The sequence below is a fragment of the Moorella sp. E306M genome (genome assembly GCF_006538385.1).
GTDB lineage: Bacteria > Bacillota > DSM-521 > Neomoorellales > Neomoorellaceae > Neomoorella.
Genome location: NZ_BJKO01000001.1, coordinates 2,045,723 through 2,062,481, shown reverse-complemented (window position 1 = coordinate 2,062,481; position 16,759 = coordinate 2,045,723). Strand labels below are relative to the sequence as shown.

At 52.3% G+C, this 16,759-nt stretch carries 14 protein-coding genes and 1 tRNA gene; 1 reads left to right on the top strand and 14 read right to left on the bottom strand.

Annotated features, from left to right (window positions below; translation table 11 throughout):
• Positions 1 to 114 precede the first annotated feature (114 nt).
• The 12 genes from FLZ89_RS10655 to FLZ89_RS10595 form a co-directional block, all read right to left on the bottom strand.
• Positions 115 to 1,347 carry an HD domain-containing phosphohydrolase gene (locus FLZ89_RS10655; protein WP_141265144.1) on the bottom strand — a complete coding sequence of 411 codons (1,233 nt, stop codon included), beginning with the start codon at positions 1,345 to 1,347 and terminating at the stop codon, positions 115 to 117.
• A gap of 62 nt (positions 1,348 to 1,409) precedes the next feature.
• Positions 1,410 to 2,843: a GGDEF domain-containing protein gene (locus tag FLZ89_RS10650; RefSeq protein WP_141265145.1), complete on the bottom strand. Its 1,434-nt coding sequence runs from the start codon at positions 2,841 to 2,843 to the stop codon at positions 1,410 to 1,412.
• A gap of 11 nt (positions 2,844 to 2,854) precedes the next feature.
• On the bottom strand, positions 2,855 to 4,258 hold the full coding sequence (locus FLZ89_RS10645; protein ID WP_141265146.1) for an ATPase domain-containing protein: 1,404 nt from the start codon (positions 4,256 to 4,258) through the stop codon (positions 2,855 to 2,857).
• 2 nt (positions 4,259 to 4,260) lie between these two features.
• Complete coding sequence (locus tag FLZ89_RS10640) at positions 4,261 to 4,629, bottom strand: hypothetical protein (protein WP_141265147.1); 369 nt, start codon at positions 4,627 to 4,629, stop codon at positions 4,261 to 4,263.
• Positions 4,630 to 5,142: 513 nt separating this feature from the next.
• Positions 5,143 to 7,044, bottom strand: a complete 1,902-nt coding sequence (thrS, locus tag FLZ89_RS10635; RefSeq protein ID WP_141265148.1) for a threonine--tRNA ligase — start codon at positions 7,042 to 7,044, stop codon at positions 5,143 to 5,145.
• A 458-nt stretch (positions 7,045 to 7,502) separates the two neighbouring features.
• Positions 7,503 to 8,075, bottom strand: coding sequence for a DUF445 domain-containing protein (locus FLZ89_RS10625; RefSeq protein ID WP_172613559.1), 573 nt, complete (start codon positions 8,073 to 8,075; stop codon positions 7,503 to 7,505).
• Positions 8,076 to 8,176: 101 nt separating this feature from the next.
• Positions 8,177 to 9,043 (bottom strand): putative sporulation protein YtxC, encoded by an 867-nt coding sequence (ytxC, locus tag FLZ89_RS10620; protein WP_141265149.1) that lies wholly within the window; start codon positions 9,041 to 9,043, stop codon positions 8,177 to 8,179.
• Positions 9,044 to 9,225: 182 nt separating this feature from the next.
• A tRNA-Val gene (locus tag FLZ89_RS10615) sits at positions 9,226 to 9,300 on the bottom strand.
• A 101-nt stretch (positions 9,301 to 9,401) separates the two neighbouring features.
• Positions 9,402 to 10,319, bottom strand: a complete 918-nt coding sequence (gene lipA / locus FLZ89_RS10610; protein WP_141304944.1) for a lipoyl synthase — start codon at positions 10,317 to 10,319, stop codon at positions 9,402 to 9,404.
• A 21-nt stretch (positions 10,320 to 10,340) separates the two neighbouring features.
• Positions 10,341 to 11,720: a dihydrolipoyl dehydrogenase gene (gene lpdA / locus FLZ89_RS10605; RefSeq protein ID WP_141304943.1), complete on the bottom strand. Its 1,380-nt coding sequence runs from the start codon at positions 11,718 to 11,720 to the stop codon at positions 10,341 to 10,343.
• Positions 11,721 to 11,736: 16 nt separating this feature from the next.
• Positions 11,737 to 13,065, bottom strand: a complete 1,329-nt coding sequence (gene glnA, locus FLZ89_RS10600; protein ID WP_141304942.1) for a type I glutamate--ammonia ligase — start codon at positions 13,063 to 13,065, stop codon at positions 11,737 to 11,739.
• Positions 13,066 to 13,185: 120 nt separating this feature from the next.
• Complete coding sequence (locus FLZ89_RS10595; protein ID WP_141304941.1) at positions 13,186 to 14,319, bottom strand: PRK06851 family protein; 1,134 nt, start codon at positions 14,317 to 14,319, stop codon at positions 13,186 to 13,188.
• Positions 14,320 to 14,452: 133 nt separating this feature from the next.
• Between FLZ89_RS10595 and FLZ89_RS10590 the strand changes: the two genes are divergently transcribed.
• On the top strand, positions 14,453 to 14,941 hold the full coding sequence (locus tag FLZ89_RS10590; RefSeq protein WP_141304940.1) for an NERD domain-containing protein: 489 nt from the start codon (positions 14,453 to 14,455) through the stop codon (positions 14,939 to 14,941).
• On the opposite strand, the gene FLZ89_RS10585 is transcribed toward FLZ89_RS10590, so the two are convergent.
• Both FLZ89_RS10585 and FLZ89_RS10580 read right to left on the bottom strand, forming a co-directional pair.
• Positions 14,889 to 15,509, bottom strand: coding sequence for a UbiX family flavin prenyltransferase (locus tag FLZ89_RS10585; protein ID WP_141265155.1), 621 nt, complete (start codon positions 15,507 to 15,509; stop codon positions 14,889 to 14,891). The two genes, FLZ89_RS10590 and FLZ89_RS10585, sit on opposite strands and share 53 nt — an antisense overlap.
• Before the next feature lie 137 nt (positions 15,510 to 15,646).
• Entirely contained in the window at positions 15,647 to 16,750 is a 1,104-nt protein-coding gene (locus tag FLZ89_RS10580) for a M24 family metallopeptidase (protein WP_141304939.1), read from the bottom strand.
• Positions 16,751 to 16,759 lie beyond the last annotated feature (9 nt).

The window sequence follows — 16,759 nt, the reverse complement described above, 5'->3', positions numbered from 1 at the left end:
TTGTCCACTTTAACATGCTCCTTTCAACTAAGTATAAATTCTGGACCATAACCGGCCCGTATTAGCGCAAGTTTTGTGTAAAACATTCTCGAACACTAAACAGGTATGCGTTATTTATTCAAGCGAGCTTAATTTACCGATAAAATCCAGATATTTTTCTCTGCTCAGCTCTATGGTGTCCTCAGGTTCTCGTTCTAAAACCTTTTGCATTGCTTCTACTACTGCCGGGTCAAACTGTTTCCCGGCACAACGTCTTAGTTCCTCAATTATCCACTGCTGAGAAAACGCCTTGCGATAAGGCCTGTCTGATTTCATAGCGTCATAAGCATCCGCCACCCTGATGATCCGGGCTAGCAGAGGTATCCTTTTACCAGTAAGGCCCTCCGGATAGCCGCCACCGTTATAGTCTTCGTGGTGGTATAGAACCGCTGCCACTACTTCGCGGGGAAGGTTTGCCGGTTTCAGGATCTTTGCCCCTATTCGCGGATGCGTCATGATTTCTTTTTTTTCTTCTGGTGTAAGACCGCCTTTCTTAAGCAGTATATGTTCCCTTATCCCTACTTTTCCGATATCATGTAAAAGCCCTCCTATATAAACCATTTCCTGCTCATTTTCCGATAGCTTCATTTCTCTGGCGATAACCCTCGCCCACCATGCTACCCGGAACGAATGGCCCTGCGTATACTTATCTTTTGCTTCTAACGCTGCGGCCAGCGCCTTTACAACGCTCATATAATATTCTTGCAGCGTGGCATAAAGCCGGGCGTTCTCCAGCGCTAGGCCCACTTGACTGGCTATGATCGACAGGTAACCCTTCTCATCCTCTTTCCACTGCCGGGGAAACGGCAAGCATAATATAATCACACCCAGTGTTTTCCCCCTGGCCTGCACGGGGACTATCGCGGCCGCTTTTACATCCCTGTCCAAAAACGACAGTTGTAGAGGCCCATCATACCTTGCCAGGTCGTCGATGAACAGCGGGCTTGCCGTTTTTACTATCTCCTTTAAGGTCGTGCTTTCCAGCAGCATTCTTCCAGTCTCACCTAGTAATTCTTCGTCGGCTTCCCGGCTGCCCTTTACCGTTATTGCTCCGGTTTCTTGATCGTATAGCTCCAGCACACACCACTTTGTACCCATTATTTCTTTCATGCTTTGGAGAGTTTGATTAACGATCGCGTCCATTTCCAAACTGGAAGATATCAACTGCCCAACCTCAATAAGCCGCTTGAGCTTTCCCGCATATTCCTCCAAACCCCGGTCCATGGCTAAAGCAAGACTTTCGCGCAGGGCGCTCAAGAAACGTATTTCCTCTTCGCCCGACACTACATCTTTAGGCTTGTCATTCATTTCGACACCTCTCCATTACCGTCTTCGTGACCACATGGCTATTACCGTCTCTGTACCTGGCCTCACTGAAGATCAGAGGATTGATTTTGGTCCCAGCAGACGCGGTTTTTTCCTTGCTTCTTCGCCTGATAACAGGCCTGATCCGCCCTTGCAAACAACGAGTCTGCAGTATCATTTTTTTGCGCCACGGCTACCCCAATGCTCGCCGTAACCTGGCGGTGCGGAAAGGGGTAAAGCTCTATAGACTTCCGTATTCTTTCCGCCACTGCAACAGCGCCTTCCCCTTTTGTGCCGGGAAGAATAATTGCAAACTCCTCGCCTCCATAACGGCCCGCAATATCCACCAGCCTGATGGATTTTTTTATTATCTCTGCCGTCTTCTGCAGCACCACATCCCCGGCCAGATGGCCAAAGGTATCATTGTAACTCTTGAAGTCATCGATATCTAAGAAAATAACTGCCAGGGGTGTGTTGTATCTTGTTAACTTCTCCAGTTCTTGAACCAGCATATATCCCAGGGCACGCTTATTAAAGAAACCGGTCATGAAGTCGGTTTCAGCTTCTCTTTCCAGGCGGTATATAAGCTTCGCGTTCGCCAGGGCTACCGCGGCAAAGTTTGCATATATCTGCAGGTTTCTTCTGCCGTCGTCATCCAGGGGAGCAGGGAATACTATCCCCAACAGCCCGGCAGCACCTAAAGCAGACCAGAGGGGATAAATCACGATTTCATTCCTGTGAGCAACCTCTAAACCGGTGAGACCTGGTAGGGTCATTAATTCCTCAATACTCAGAGATGACGGCTCTAGTTTTGAAAAAACCTGCTCAATCAGCGGCTGAGTCATCGACCATTCGTTACCAATCAAAAGGTGCCCGTACTCACCTTTAGCCTGGGCTATCCTGATTTTGTCGCCCTCGCGAAGGCCGACAAAACTAAGATCGGCCTTATAAATTATGATTAAAGAATTTGTGATAAGATCCAAAACCTTGTCCAGTTCAACGGTCGACGTCAACAAGCGGCTGATTTCGTAGATGCTATTCAATTCAAGCCTCCGCAACCCTAACAGATTTTTTTCCAGGATGGCCTTAAGAATCTCATTGATTGTCTGATAAATACTGTGCGCTTTAGTTAGAAAAACATTTTCTTCCTCACTGCTCATCTGGGCGTTGGGCTTAATAGAAGTAATGACCAGGAAGCCTATCTTTTGGGCATAGGTGCCCAGGCGGTAGGCATAAAGTCTTATCCCGTTAGGACAGGTAAGCACGTCTTTATCCTCCAATGAATGGAGAGCAGATTTGTAAAAACGGATGCACTTTTCATTGCAGATCTTACTGCCTTTGTTTATCTGCTGGCATAATTCAACGGGCCGGCTGAAGCGGGAAAAAGAGCCCCCATTTACATCAAAGATGTAAATATTGGCATCCATTACCTTGGCCAGCGTATCCTGAAAATCCTGCCAGTATTTTACTGAAATGCTAAGGAGAAGGTTTGTTGGCATCTGCCGGCACCTCATCTCAACATATCTGCTTTATCTAATTTGCCGAGAATATTTATTCCGTTCTTGGTAATCTCATACTCCCTCAAGGCCTTGTCGTGGTCGCTTCCGCGGACTTTAAGGATGCCAACAACCTTCCTGATGCTTGAATCGGCTTCCACGTACCGCAGAATGATTACATTATCGGCCATTAAGGAAATCTGAGCTTTCGTTACTACCATTGGTGAAAAGAGTTCTTCGTTAAGTACCGTGAAGATGGTGGTGATGTGCTGCCCCTTGAGCTGGTGTCCCATCGCCCAGAGATAATCTCTATACTTTTGTAGATCATAAACGCTCTTTTCAAAAGAAGAGATGCTGTCGATGACAAACCTCTCCACCTTCTTTTCCCTGACTATGTCCAGTATTTCAAAAGCGTGCTTATCTACGTCCAATTCTATGGGAGAAATAAACTTGATATCGAGTCGACCATCTGCCAGATATCTATCTATCTCCCATCCCAAATGACGGGCTGTATTCTGAAGTTGAGCCACAGGCTCTTCAAAAGAAAGGAACAGTCCTTTTTCGCCTTTTTCCGCCCCTTCCAGTAAGAACTTAAGGGCAAATGCGGTTTTGCCCGTACCTGTGCTACCGGAAATGAGGGTAATAGTCCCTTCGGTTAACCCACCACATAACATTTCGTCCAAGCCTGTGATCCCAAATCCCTTTTTTTCCAATCGGACCTCATACTGGAGTTCATTATCTTCCGGCTTCATTCTCGGGTACACTTCTATTCCAGCATGGCTAATTTTAAACAGGTGTTCCCCATGCTCAAAATTAGTCCCCCTCATCTTCAGAATACGCAAATACCTTTTTTGAAATCGCTTTTCTTCCTGCCCATAAAGGTGAAAAATCCCATCGGCAACGGCAAATTCACTTAATAACGTTAGTTCTTTTTCTTCGTACTCGCCGATGAGAAATACAGTGACCTCCCATATCGATAGAGCGGCAGCCAGGTCAAAAACAAAAGCCTTAAAAGCCTTTTCGTCCGGGAAGATGTCTCTTATGGCCTTGAAGCTATCGATTACAACTATGTTGGGTAGATGTTTTTTAATCATATCAGTCAAGTATCCAAGAACTTTGTCCGTGCCCTGGTTGCGCAGAACAGCTCCCAGATCCCCGTAAATAACCTTGTCATCCAATAAATCATCGGAGAAAAACTCAAACTCCTGCAGGTGTCTTACCATCTTGAACTGTGATTCCGATATAGTGGTCAGGTATAGACTTTTGAGGCCGTTCCTCGCGCTGTTAAATATTATGTTTTGGACAAATATCGTCTTACCGCTCCCCGGAGAGCCAGAAATAATGTTCAGGGAATATATAGGTATGCCGCCATCAAGAATATGATCGAGATTCTTTATGCCCGTTTTCAATTTATCCATCTCTAATTCCCCCTTGCAGTCAAAAGGAATCCTGGAAATTCTTCGTCCAACTTCTTCGCTATTTTCTCCGTTTTTTCATGACCAAGGAGCCTGGCTAAAATTTCTAAATACCTGAGGATAAACTTTGCAAACATATCATTGGCCGGCAGGTCTGGGTTTTTCTTCAAACTAGCAGATATCCCTGCACAAGATATTCCCTCCTCGTTGTATTGCAACAACTCCATTTCCCTATACTCCTGCGAAAGCTCCCATTTAACCCTTTCCACTAAAAGGTTCGCAGAAAACGTCCCAAGGTACTTCGCTGACGCAGTCCACATCTCCCTCAACAAAGTTTCATAGCGCTTGATCTGCTTCTCGATGAGTTCGCCCATAACAGTCCCTCCAAACCATACCTTCCTAGGAAAGCGCGCCATGGTTCTGCCCTTATCAAAGCCTTAGATGCAATGTCTCCGATACGGGTATACCTGTACTCGTTTAAAACCTCACGCCTTAATTCGGCTTAATATGGTTCAATTCGACATCTTCCGAGCAATCCCCCCTGCAATCTATTTTTAGCACGCCGACGCTGGTTTTGCATCCTGGCTTAAGTTCTCCAGGTTAGCCGTTTCAGAGTTAACTATTTATATTTAGACCCTTAATCCGGTTATAGAATCTGCGTTAAGAATTGTGCAATCAAGTTGGGGGGTAATCACATATGAAACGTTACAATTTCAGTCTCCGTCCGCCTAAGGTGTTGACTAATTGCTTCGCCATAGAGCATAGGAATCCTCTAACATCTTTTACCACTTCCGAGTTTATACAGGTTAGTCGCACAGGCTGTTAGCTGAAAGAAAAGCCCGCCTGGCAACTTTCCCTGCCAGGCGGGCTCACTATTATCCATGGGCTTATTCCCGCCGGCTAATCTCTCCTGTTACTTTGTCGATAAAGGCCTGGAGTGGCACACTGCCCGTATCCCCGGCGCGGCGTTCCCGGACGGCCACAGTACCTTCGGCTGCTTCCTTATCCCCCACTACCAGCATGTATGGGATTTGCTCCAGCTGGGCGGCGCGGATCTTGTAGCCGATTTTATCGTTGCGGTCGTTGACTTCGGCGCGGATGCCGGCCCGCACCAGCTCCTCCCTGACCTTGAAGGCATAATCGTTGTGGCGGTCGGTTATGGGCAGCACCCGCACCTGCACCGGGGCCAGCCACACGGGAAAGGCACCGCCGTAGTGCTCGATCAGGATACCGATGAACCGCTCTATGCTGCCAAAGACGACACGGTGAATCATGACCGGCCGGTGTTTCTGGCCGTCCTCCCCGATGTAGTAGAGGTCAAATTTCTCCGGCATGAGGAAATCAAGCTGGATGGTGCCGCACTGCCAGGTCCGGCCCAGGGAATCCTCCAGGTGGAAATCGATTTTGGGGCCGTAGAAGGCGCCGTCGCCTTCATTAACCACATAAGGCATCCCCCTGGCCTCCAGGGCCTGGCGCAGGGCGACTGTGGCCGTTTCCCAGATCTCGTCCGAACCCATGGCGTTATCCGGCCGGGTGGAGAGCTCGACGTGGTATTTGAACCCAAACAGGCTGTAAAAGCGGTCTACCAGGTCGATGACGCCCTGGATCTCTGCTGTTATCTGGGACGGCAACATAAAGATGTGGGCGTCGTCCTGGGTAAAGGCCCGCACCCGCATCAGGCCATGAAGGACGCCGGACTTCTCATGGCGGTGCACCAGTCCAAGCTCGGCCAGGCGTAAAGGTAAGTCGCGGTAGCTGTGCTGCTCCGATTTATAGACCAGGATGGCTCCCGGGCAGTTCATGGGTTTGATGGCGTAGTCGGCCTCATCAATTTTGGTAAAGTACATATTTTCCCGGTAATGATCCCAGTGGCCCGACTGCTCCCAGAGGGAGCGGTTCAATATCACCGGCGTGCGAATCTCCAGATAACCGGCCCTGCGGTGTTCTTCCCGCCAGAACTGTTCTAATTCGTTACGGATGATCATTCCTTTAGGATGGAAAAAGGGGAAACCCGGTCCTTCTTCCTGGAGGCTGAAAAGGCCAAGCATAGCTCCTAGCCGCCGGTGGTCCCGCTTTTTCGCCTCTTCCAGCCGGTGGAGGTATTCTTCCAGGTCTTTAGCTTTTGGGAAGGCAGTGCCGTAAATACGTTGCAGCATGGGGTTGGCCTCGCTGCCGCGCCAGTAAGCCCCGGCCAGGCTGGTGAGCTTAATGGCCTTGAGGTAGCCGGTGCTGGGCAGGTGGGGCCCGGCGCAGAGGTCTATAAAGTCGCCCTGGCGGTAGGTGCTGATGGGTACCCCTTCCGGCAGGTCGTTAATAAGCTCGATTTTATAGGGTTCATCGAGTTGCCGAAAAATTTCCAGGGCCTCATCCCGGGTTATTTCCTGCCGCTCCAGGGGCAGGTCTGCTTTGATGATTTTCTGCATTTCTTCCTCTATGGCGTTTAAATCATCGGGGGTAAATTTATGCTTGCTGTCGAAGTCATAGTAAAACCCATCGGCTATGGCCGGGCCGATACCCAGCCTGGTGCCAGGAAACAGGCGCTTGACGGCCTGGGCCAGGACGTGGGCAGCTGTATGGCGGTAGGCCAGGCGCCCGCCTTCATCGGCAAAGGTCAAGAGCTCCAGCCGGCACTGCTCCGGCAGAGGACGGGTTAGGTCCCATACTTCGCCATTCACCCGCGCTGCCAGGGCCTCCCGGGCTAGCTTCGGCGAAATGTCCCTGGCCACCTCCAGGGCTGTAGTGACGGTTGCATATTCCCTTACGCTGCCGTCCGGTAAAGTTACCTGCATAATAAAAATCCCTCCTGCAAAAATAACTCTATCACAGGCTGGCATTGTCGCGCTTGCTTCCGACAAATGCCAGCCAGGCATTTTCATACTCTCGCTGGTGGTACCGTCGCCATGACAGGCTCCCTTCATGCATACTATACCAGGCCGGGAAATCCCCTTCCTACAAAAATAAAAACCCTCATCCCGCAAGGGACGAGAGTTGCTCCCGTGGTTCCACCCTTCTTCAGGGGAAACGCTCCCCCCTCCAAAGCTTATAACGGTAGCCAACCGGCCAGGCTTACTTGCTTTTCAGCCTGGCAGCTCCGGAGCGGTCCGGCTCCCTGCCATCGCCCGGGACGCTTCCAGCCGCGACATCCCTCTCTGGAGAGCCGTTCAGGGGCCTCGTCTCCTTCTTCGCTGTTAGGTACATTATAGCGACATAAATTAATACGTGTCAAGATTCCGGCAATATTTCACCCCTACCTCCATCCTGCCAGGACAGCCTGGACCAGGCCAATGATAAACCCCAATAGCCCGCCCAGCCATTCTATGTAGCGCAGTTCCCGGCCGGCTACTTCAACGACTACTTCCTCTACCTGGTTTAAGTTTAATTTATTAAATTTTGCCGCTAGAATCTCGCCAATTGAGAAGGTCCCCGGATTGCGGCCCAGTTCATCTATCAACTCCTGCAAGGCCGACGGCATTTCCCGGTAAAGGGTTTCTTCTATCGCCCTGCCGGCCGCCTCTCTTAAACCCTGGGGAATAAAGGATGGCAGGCGCTCTACCAGGCGCCGCCGGGCCAATTCTGCCACTACGGTCGTGAGCCTTCCAGCAACGTCGGGAGTATTAATGTGGGCCAGCACTTCGTCGAGGGGAAGTAAATTTTTATCAACAACGCCGGCGATATTGGCAGCTATCTCGGCCTGCCTCTTGGGAATAAGCCCCTGCAAGGTCCAGCAAAATATTTTTAACGGGCGGCGGGGGCGGAAAAGCATCCTGATGGCCAAAACGTTGGTCAACCAGCCAATAAAAGCGCCGATGAGAGGGACCAAGATCCACCTGGCAAGCAAATTTATTTCACCCCACCGAATGCAATAATAACAAAAGCCCGGCCATAAAACAACTGGCCCGGCCATGGTAAAAACTGCAATCGTTAGCGCTTTTGCAACGGTTGCAAACACCGGCTGCAACCGCTGCAATGGATGATTCGCTCACCAAAAACGCTCTTGATGGTGCTAATGGTATTATGGTGTCGCCCTTTATCCGTAGCGTGCAGGACTACCTGGCGGGGAGCAATGGTTATCAGCGCGCTGATTAATAAATCCTCATAGTTGAGATCACTATCAGCCATATCGACGACAAAGCCTTCCAGATAGTCGCCATTGAGGTTCCGGTTTTCGCCGTCATAGAGCTGGAAGCCGCCACCTGGATTTAAGACTACATGGACTTTATCCACCCGTGGTTCCTGGGCGTCCACAAAGTAGCGTAAAAGGCGGATGAATTCATCATATTCCTTTTCCATAAGGTATTCATCAACGGCTTCTTCCAGGGCCTGCTCCAGTTCCATTAAATAATCCGGCAGGCGAAAGCGAACAAAACCATCGATATTTAACCAGGTGTTTTCCTGGAAATATTCCCGTATGCGGGCAGCAATGGACTCTTCCCGCTGCTGGAGCTGGAGGCAACTGTCTTCCCCCTGATCCAGGATTACCCTGGCGCGCCGGCAGATTTCTTCTACGGCTCCCTCATCAAGTCCTTCATACTGGTTTAAAAGCATCCCTTCCAGTAAAGCCACTTCCCACCGTTCGACAATAAAGGCGGCCACAATCTCGGCCACCTGCTCTGTAAAGCGTTTAATTTCTTTTTTTGAAGGCCGGCCTGGTCCCGTTTCTAAAAAACAACGAAAGAAATTAAAGCCCCCCGCCTGCCACAGGTGGAGGCCCACACTATAACCAAATCTATGATTAAACTCGGCCTGTAAAAAATCAATCGGCCTGGCAGTAACTAACGTAATATTCATGGGCGTCGTACCTCCTTGTGCTGCTATTATATGTGCCGCCCATGTTTTGTATACAGTTGAGCTGCTGCCAGGTTGTCAAAAAATAAAGCTATTGCAAGGCCCGGTGTGCCGGGTAAAATTGGTATCAAGGTAATTTTCGTCAAAAAAACTCCTGCCTTCTTGCAGGAGTAATTTTTTCTAAATGGTGGGTCCGGCAGGGATTGAACCTGCGACCCCCTCCGCGTCAAGGAGGTGCTCTCCCACTGAGCTACGAACCCGTTTCTTTTTATCTCCAGTGACGTTATATATTATGCCAGAAAAAGGCCCGCATGTCAAGGGAATCAAGCGAGAGCTTACATCTTGGTCGACAAGTTCATACTTAAACCCTGGCCTCTGAAACGCTCTCCTGCTTCTCCCCGGCCACTTTCTCACTAAACTCGGCAGCATGGTAGGAACTGCGGACAAAGGGAGCAGAGGCTACATATAAGAATCCCATTTCCCGGCCTTTTTCGGCGTACCAGGCAAAGGTATCCGGGGTGACAAATTCCTTAATTTCCAGGTGTCCCGCCGAAGGCCGCAGGTACTGACCGATAGTTAGAATATCGCAGTCTACCGACCGGAGATCGGCCATTACCTGTAAAACTTCCGCGGTTGTTTCTCCCAGGCCCACCATCAGGCCGGACTTGGTATAAATGGCCGGGTCAAGCTCTTTTATTTTTTTAAGAACCTGAAGGCTGCGGCGGTAATCAGCCTGGGGCCGGACCTTCTCGTAGAGACGGGGAACTGTCTCCACGTTATGGTTAAATATATCCGGTTTCGCCCTGGCGACAATGGTCAGGGCCTCTTCGTCGCCACGGAAATCCGGGGTGAGGACCTCAATATAAGCCTCCGGCAGGGCGGCCCTTAAAGCGCCAATCGTGGCGGCAAAATGGCCGGCGCCGCCGTCGGGCAGGTCGTCCCTTGTTACCGAGGTGACAACCACATGCTTTAAGCCCAGGCGCCGCGCCGCTTCGGCCACACGCTCGGGTTCATCCTGCTCCACTGCCTGCGGCCGGCCGTGCTCGACGGCGCAAAAACGGCAGTTGCGGGTGCAGGTATTGCCCAGGATCATAAAGGTGGCCGTGCGCCTGGCAAAGCATTCCCCCTGATTAGGACAAAGGGCGCTCTGGCAAACGGTGTTGAGATGCAAGCCGAACAGGAGCTGCCGGGTGGCTTCGATATCCCCCGAGGAAGGTATCCGCTTGTGCAGCCATGGGGGCAGGCGCCTGTGCCCGCCCCACTTTAAGGACGTTGCCATTTTGCTTCCCTGCTTTACTATTTATGTATGAATGCTCTTCCCGTGTACCGCCTCGGCGGCTTCCATGACGGCTTCGGCCAGGGTGGGATGGGCATGGATGGTCGCTGCCAATTCGGTGGCAGTTATACCCTTGTTTACCGCCAGGGCACCTTCAGCGATGAGCTCGGTGGCATGGGGGCCCATGATAAAGACCCCCAGGATCCGGTCGCTTTCTGCCTCGGCAATTATCTTGACCATGCCTTCTGTTTCCCCGCTGCACAGGGCCTTGCCGCTGGCCTGGAAGGGGAATTTACCGACCTTGACCTTTATACCCCGTTCTTCGGCGGCTTCTTTGGTCAGGCCAACGCCGGCAATCTCCGGCAGGGTATAGATACAGCTAGGTACGGCGTCGTAGTCGACCTTTGTGGGCCGGCCCATGATGGTGGCTACCGCCGCCAGGCCCTGGGCCGAGGCCACATGGGCGAGCTGTATTTTATTGGTAACGTCGCCAATGGCGTAGATGCCGGGAACGTTCGTCCGCATATATTCGTCGACGATTATTTCACCTTTGGGGCCCATAGCGACGCCGGCTTCTTCCAGCCCTAAGTCCCGGGTGTTGAACTGGCGGCCGATGGAGATCAAAACTTTATCGGCCTCTATGGTCTGGCCATCAGCCAGGGTGGCCCGAACGCGATTGCCTTCTTCTTTAATTTCCGTTATCTGGGCCTTCGTCTTGATCTCCACCCCGGCTTTTTTGAGCATCATACTGAAGCGCCGGGAAATCTCACTGTCAATCATGGGGAGGATAGTGGGCATCATTTCTACAATGGTAACTTTGCTCCCCAGGGTGGCGAACAGGCTGGCAAATTCGCACCCAATGACCCCGCCGCCGACGATGAGGAGCTCCGCCGGTACATCCTTCCAGGCCAGGGCCTCGTTGCTGGTCACAACGGTGCTGCCGTTATAGCCCAGGGCGGTAATCAATGCCGGTTCCGACCCGGTGGCCAGGATGATGTTTTCGGCTTCGATATTTTCTACGGTACCTTCGGCGGTGACCACCTCCACCCGGCCGGGACCTTTGAGAAAGCCGCGCCCTTTGATATGGTCGACTTTATTTTTCTTGAACAAATAGGCAATACCCTGGGTCAGCTGCTTGACCACGGCGTCCTTGCGCGCTGCCAGGCGGGCATAGTCCACCCGGTAATCCTTAACGTCAATACCAAAGGCCGCCGCTCCCTGGATACCCTTAACCAGGGCCGCCCCGGCCAGCAGCGCCTTGGTGGGGATGCAGCCGCGATTGAGGCAGGTACCGCCCAAAGCGTCCTGCTCGACTACTACCACCCTGGCTCCCAGCTGGGCCGCCCGGATGGCCGCCACATAGCCTCCCGGCCCGCCGCCGATGATGGCAATTTTATAGCTCAATGTAAAACCCTCCCGCCTAAAACTTGGTCAGGTACTGATCAATTTCCCACTGGTGCACCCTGGTGCGGTATTCCTCGCACTCAATCCGTTTGGCTTCCAGGAAACGCTGGTAGATATGGGGACCCAGGGCCTCACGAATAACCTGATCCTTCTCTAATTCATCCAGGGCTTCATCCAGGGTGCCCGGCAGAAGTTCAATACCATGGGCCTTCAGGCTGGCTTTATCCATGTCATAAATGTTACCGTTCACCGGGGGCGGTGGCTGGATACGCTTCTTTATTCCATCCAGGCCGGCTTTCAGCATGACGGCAATGGCCAGGTAGGGATTGGCCGAGGGATCGGGATGGCGTACCTCCAGCCGCGTGGACAGGCCCCGTTTGGCCGGGATACGGATTAAGGGGCTGCGGTTCTGCGGTGACCAGGCAATATAGACAGGCGCTTCATACCCCGATACCAGGCGTTTATAGGAGTTAACCGTAGGGTTAGTAATGGCCGTCATCCCCCGGGCATGGGTTATCAAACCACCGATAAAGTAGTAGGCAATTTCACTTAACTGCAGTTTATCTTCCGGGTCATAAAAGGCATTTTTACCGTCGCGGAAAAGGGAGATGTTACAGTGCATACCCGACCCCGCTATGCCGTAAATGGGTTTAGGCATAAAAGTAGCATGGAGGCCGTGGCGCTGGGCAATGGTCCGCACCACGAACTTGAAGGTGGCGATATTGTCGGCCGTCCGCAGGGCGTCGGCATACTTAAAGTCGATTTCATGCTGGCCCGGGGCCACTTCATGGTGGGAAGCCTCAATTTCAAAGCCCATCTGCTGCAGGGTCAGGACCATATCCCGCCGGGCGTCTTCGCCAAGGTCAACCGGGGTCAGGTCAAAGTAACCGGCGCGGTCGTGGGTCTCCAGGGTCGGGCGACCATTGGCGTCAGTGTGGAAAAGAAAAAACTCCGCTTCCGGCCCAACATTCATCGTAAAGCCCATGGCTTCCGCTTCGGCGATAACCCTTTTCAGCGTTCCCCGCGGGCAGCCGATAAAGGGCGTGCCGTCAGCGTTGTAAACATCGCAGATGAGCCGCGCTACAGCATCGCCGTTGGGTCGCCAGGGAAAGATAGTAAAGGTGGAGGGGTCCGGTCGCAGGTACATGTCGGATTCCTCAATGCGGACAAAACCTTCAATGGAGGAACCATCAAACATGAGTTCATTATTGAGGGCCTTTGGTAGCTGCTCGATTGTAATCGCTACATTTTTTAAAACACCAAAGATATCAGTAAACTGAAGGCGTATAAACTTGACTCCCAGATCAGCCGCTTGTTGTAAAATCAACTCCCGGCCTTCGGCCATAAACTAGCTTCCCCTCTCTAAAGCTGAAAGCGCCCCGGTAAAATGACGCCTCTTTACTTATACAAATTTGATTATATCATCCGCCCCTGCAGGATTCAACAATTTTTACACCTACCACCGCTATACCTGGCCCAACATTTCGGCCGCATAACCCAGGATGCGCTGGAGGATTTCTTCCCGTTTGGCATTAATGGCTGCAAAATCCATGGCCGGGGTGTAATAACTTTCCATGCGGTCATGGGTAAGTTTCGCCTCACGGATATGGGCAATAGCCCGGTCCAGGGCCGCCTGGTAACGCACAACGGCGCTGGCAATCTCATTGCCGTAGAGGTTTAAATGCTCCCGGTCAATAAAGCGGTTTAAATCTAAAGCCATAGCCACCTGGAGTCCGGGGATGGACTGGACGTCAATATCATGGGGTGGCTGCCAGTTCATCACCGCCACCTGAATTTCCGGGATAATAACCATATCAATATTGTTGGGGTCAAAGGGGCAGTGGTAAACTTCGGTATCAAGGCCCTTCTCGTGGGCCAGCCGCGCCACCGCGGCCAGGATCCCCGGAACACCGGTACCCGGGTCCCCGGCAATGGTAAAAAGACGCCGGATATCCTGAAGCAGAGTTTCCACGTTACCGGTGACCAGTCCCTGGGGCGTCAGGGCGGTGGCAAAGAGATGGCGTTCCCGGGCCTTCCTGTTATAACGGGGCCGTACCCCGGCAAAAATAGCTTCGAGGAGTTCCGCCTTGGCCTGGTAGACCCGGGGGATAATCATGCTTTCGGCTACATAACTCTCCCACTCATCCCGGATCACCCTGGCCTCCTTTAGAGCACTATAGGCTATGCGGTACAGGCGGCTGATACGGGCATTATCCTGCAGGACCTGCTCCTTGCTGGCCCGCATTTTATCCTCATCCCAGTAGTCGCCCAGGTGGATAATTTCATCCACCGCCCCCGGGTTCTTGGGGTCAAAGATGTGGGGAGCGGTGCCGTCGATTATGGCTACCCTGATCTTAGGGATAACCACCCCATCGAGGGAGTTGTTATCCGAAGAACAGCAATGGAATTCCACGTCAAAACCCCGCTCCAGCATGGCTTCGCCAATCTTATGCATGAAAGTGGACTTGCCCACTCCGGGCCCACCTTTGACAACAAAGATGCGCGTGGCATCGGGTTCAATAATAAAATCGTAAAAGGAATAAAAACCCATGCAGGTATTGCCGCCGGGAAACACTTTCTTTAATTTACCTTTCGGCATGGCTGTCCCCTCCCTTGCTGGTCCGCATACTCAGCTCGAGCCATTCCAATACATGTTATGCAGCCGGCCGCGGGAATTTCTCCTGCGGCATGAGGAAATGAGTGGAACCAGATTTTAAGGAGGGCCTTATAGCTTGGACATTGGCGAAAGCCTGATCGGCTCCTATTTTAAATACGTCCTGGGCAGCAAGATCGTCGTCTACAACTGCCACCTGGAGGGCGGCGGCGAGATAGACGTGATCGCCCTGGCGCCGGACGGCAGCAGGGTCTACCTGTGTGAAGTAGCCACCCACCTGCGGGGTCTCCTCTACGGTGACAGCAACGCTGCCACGTGCACGCGCATAGCGCATAAAATAAAAAGGGCGGCTGCCTTTGCCGCCGCCAATTTTCCCGGGTGGGAACCGGTTTTTATGCTCTGGGCTCCGGTCGTGTCCCGGGGCCTAGTACGGGCTCTGGTTGCCATAAAAGAAAACTGCCCCGCCCAGGGCATCACGGTAGAGCTGGTCCTCAACCGCGACTATACCGCCTGCATCCGCCGCTTACGGGAAGCGGCGCGGCAAAATATTAAAACTACCGACGAACCTGCCTTCCGTTTGCTCCAAATTCTGGAACACCTGCGTTAAGATTTGTCTTCTCACCGCCGCACCAGCGTGTTGCCAGCTCGAACTCAAGTCCAAGTTGGTCCAGAATGCGCCCCACCAGGTGGTTGACCAGGTCGTCAATATTCCGCGGGTGGTAATAAAAAGCAGGCATGGGAGGCATAATAACAGCCCCCAGTCGCGCCAGGGTCAACATATTCTCCAGGTGAATTGCATGCAAAGGCGTTTCCCGGGGGACAAGGATAAGTTTCCGGCCTTCCTTTAAAGTAACATCGGCAGCCCGAATAATTAAGTTTGCCGCGTATCCGTGAGCAATCCCGGCCAGGGTTTTCATACTGCAAGGTACGATTACCATGCCCTGATGCTGGAAAGAACCGCTGGCCAATGGCGCCGTCAAATCGTTTTCCGGATAGTAGTGAGCGGCCAATTGGCGGAGATTTTCTTCGTCGAGGCCTGTTTCAAGACGCATAGTTTCCCTGGCCCAGTGGCTTAAAACTAAATGCACCTCGACCTCCTTAGTTTTTAAAGCTTCTAGCAGCCTGACGGCATAGATGGCGCCGGTAGCTCCGGTAACCGCCACGACTAATTTCATGTATTATTTTCCCCTTCCCGCACTTTGCCAGTTCCTCCGTGTTAACCATAATTTAATCCCCCAGTACTGTCAAGCATCAATTGAAATGTCAACTGCCTTCCGTAAAAAACGCTCCAGGATAAACCTGGAGCTCTTGATTATATCTGTACTAATTCCCGCGGGTAATCCGTCAGGATCTCATTCTTATTCTCGCCAACGTAAATAACATCTGTCACCCTGGGTCCGCCAATGCCGGGACGGTAAATAGTAGGTAGCAAAAGATCCACTACCATGCCGGCCTCGATAACCTCCGTGCGGCCTTTACCGATGATCGGGTAAAACTCCGACTGGCGCAGGCCTACCCCGTAGCCGACCAGATCCAGGTAGTTGTTGCCATAACCGGCGGTCTCAACCACCTCCCGGGCGGCGGCATCCACCTCCCCTGCTGTAGCCCCCGGCCTTAAGGCGGCTATGGCCCGGTCCTGGGCCTCCAGCAGGAGATAGTAGATATTTTCTTGCTCCGGAGGGATCCGGCCTACAGCCACGGTCCGACACATCTTAGCACAGTAACCCTCGTAAGTCGCGCCCAGGTGGATGACCACCGCCTCCCCCGGCGCAATCTTTTTATTGCTGGCGCAGGGGTGGGTCAGGAGGGCCCGTTCCCCAGAGACCACTTGAGGTCGGAAGGAAGACCCACCTGAGCCGGCTTTCAACATGGCATATTCCGCTTCGGCCAGGATATCCAGTTCTGTTACCCCCGGCCGGACGCTTTTGATGGCCGCTTCCATGCCGCGACAGGCGGCCGCCGCCGCCTGCCGCATAAATTCAATTTCTTGAGCTTCCTTCACTGACCGGATCCGGTAGAAAAGATCTGCAACCCCGATAAAATTTTTCTCTGGGAAAGCCTGGCGCAGGCCATCGTAAAGGGCGAAGTCGACAAAATAGCGTTCAAACCCAATACGTGGCTCCTTCAGGCCATAAGCTCTAATCCGTTCTACAACCTTGCTGGCCAGGGTCTCACGAGGGAAGTAATAGCCATAGGTGGTAAGCCCCGACTCCCGTTCCACGTAACCCGCATCCAGCCACAGTGTAACGGCGCAGGGTTCCCCTTCCCGGGGGATCAGGACCGCCAGGCACTCGATCTGGGTCAGGCCGGTGAAGTAAATCAGATTTTCCCGGTTGACCACCAGCAGGAGGTCCAGATTTTTTTCCGCCATTAATCTCCGGGCTTTTTCAAATCGATCGACAAAACGCGCCCCCAAGGTTAACAA

Bases quoted from the DNA above. Each gene is read 5' to 3' on its own strand.
- FLZ89_RS10655 (WP_141265144.1), bottom strand. From the start codon at position 1,347: ATGAATGACAAGCCTAAAGATGTAGTGTCGGGCGAAGAGGAAATACGT.
- FLZ89_RS10650 (WP_141265145.1), bottom strand. From the start codon at position 2,843: ATGCCAACAAACCTTCTCCTTAGCATTTCAGTAAAATACTGGCAGGAT.
- FLZ89_RS10645 (WP_141265146.1), bottom strand. From the start codon at position 4,258: ATGGATAAATTGAAAACGGGCATAAAGAATCTCGATCATATTCTTGAT.
- FLZ89_RS10640 (WP_141265147.1), bottom strand. From the start codon at position 4,629: ATGGGCGAACTCATCGAGAAGCAGATCAAGCGCTATGAAACTTTGTTG.
- thrS (WP_141265148.1), bottom strand. From the start codon at position 7,044: ATGCAGGTAACTTTACCGGACGGCAGCGTAAGGGAATATGCAACCGTC.
- ytxC (WP_141265149.1), bottom strand. From the start codon at position 9,043: ATGAATATTACGTTAGTTACTGCCAGGCCGATTGATTTTTTACAGGCC.
- lipA (WP_141304944.1), bottom strand. From the start codon at position 10,319: ATGGCAACGTCCTTAAAGTGGGGCGGGCACAGGCGCCTGCCCCCATGG.
- glnA (WP_141304942.1), bottom strand. From the start codon at position 13,065: ATGGCCGAAGGCCGGGAGTTGATTTTACAACAAGCGGCTGATCTGGGA.
- FLZ89_RS10595 (WP_141304941.1), bottom strand. From the start codon at position 14,319: ATGCCGAAAGGTAAATTAAAGAAAGTGTTTCCCGGCGGCAATACCTGC.
- FLZ89_RS10585 (WP_141265155.1), bottom strand. From the start codon at position 15,509: ATGAAATTAGTCGTGGCGGTTACCGGAGCTACCGGCGCCATCTATGCC.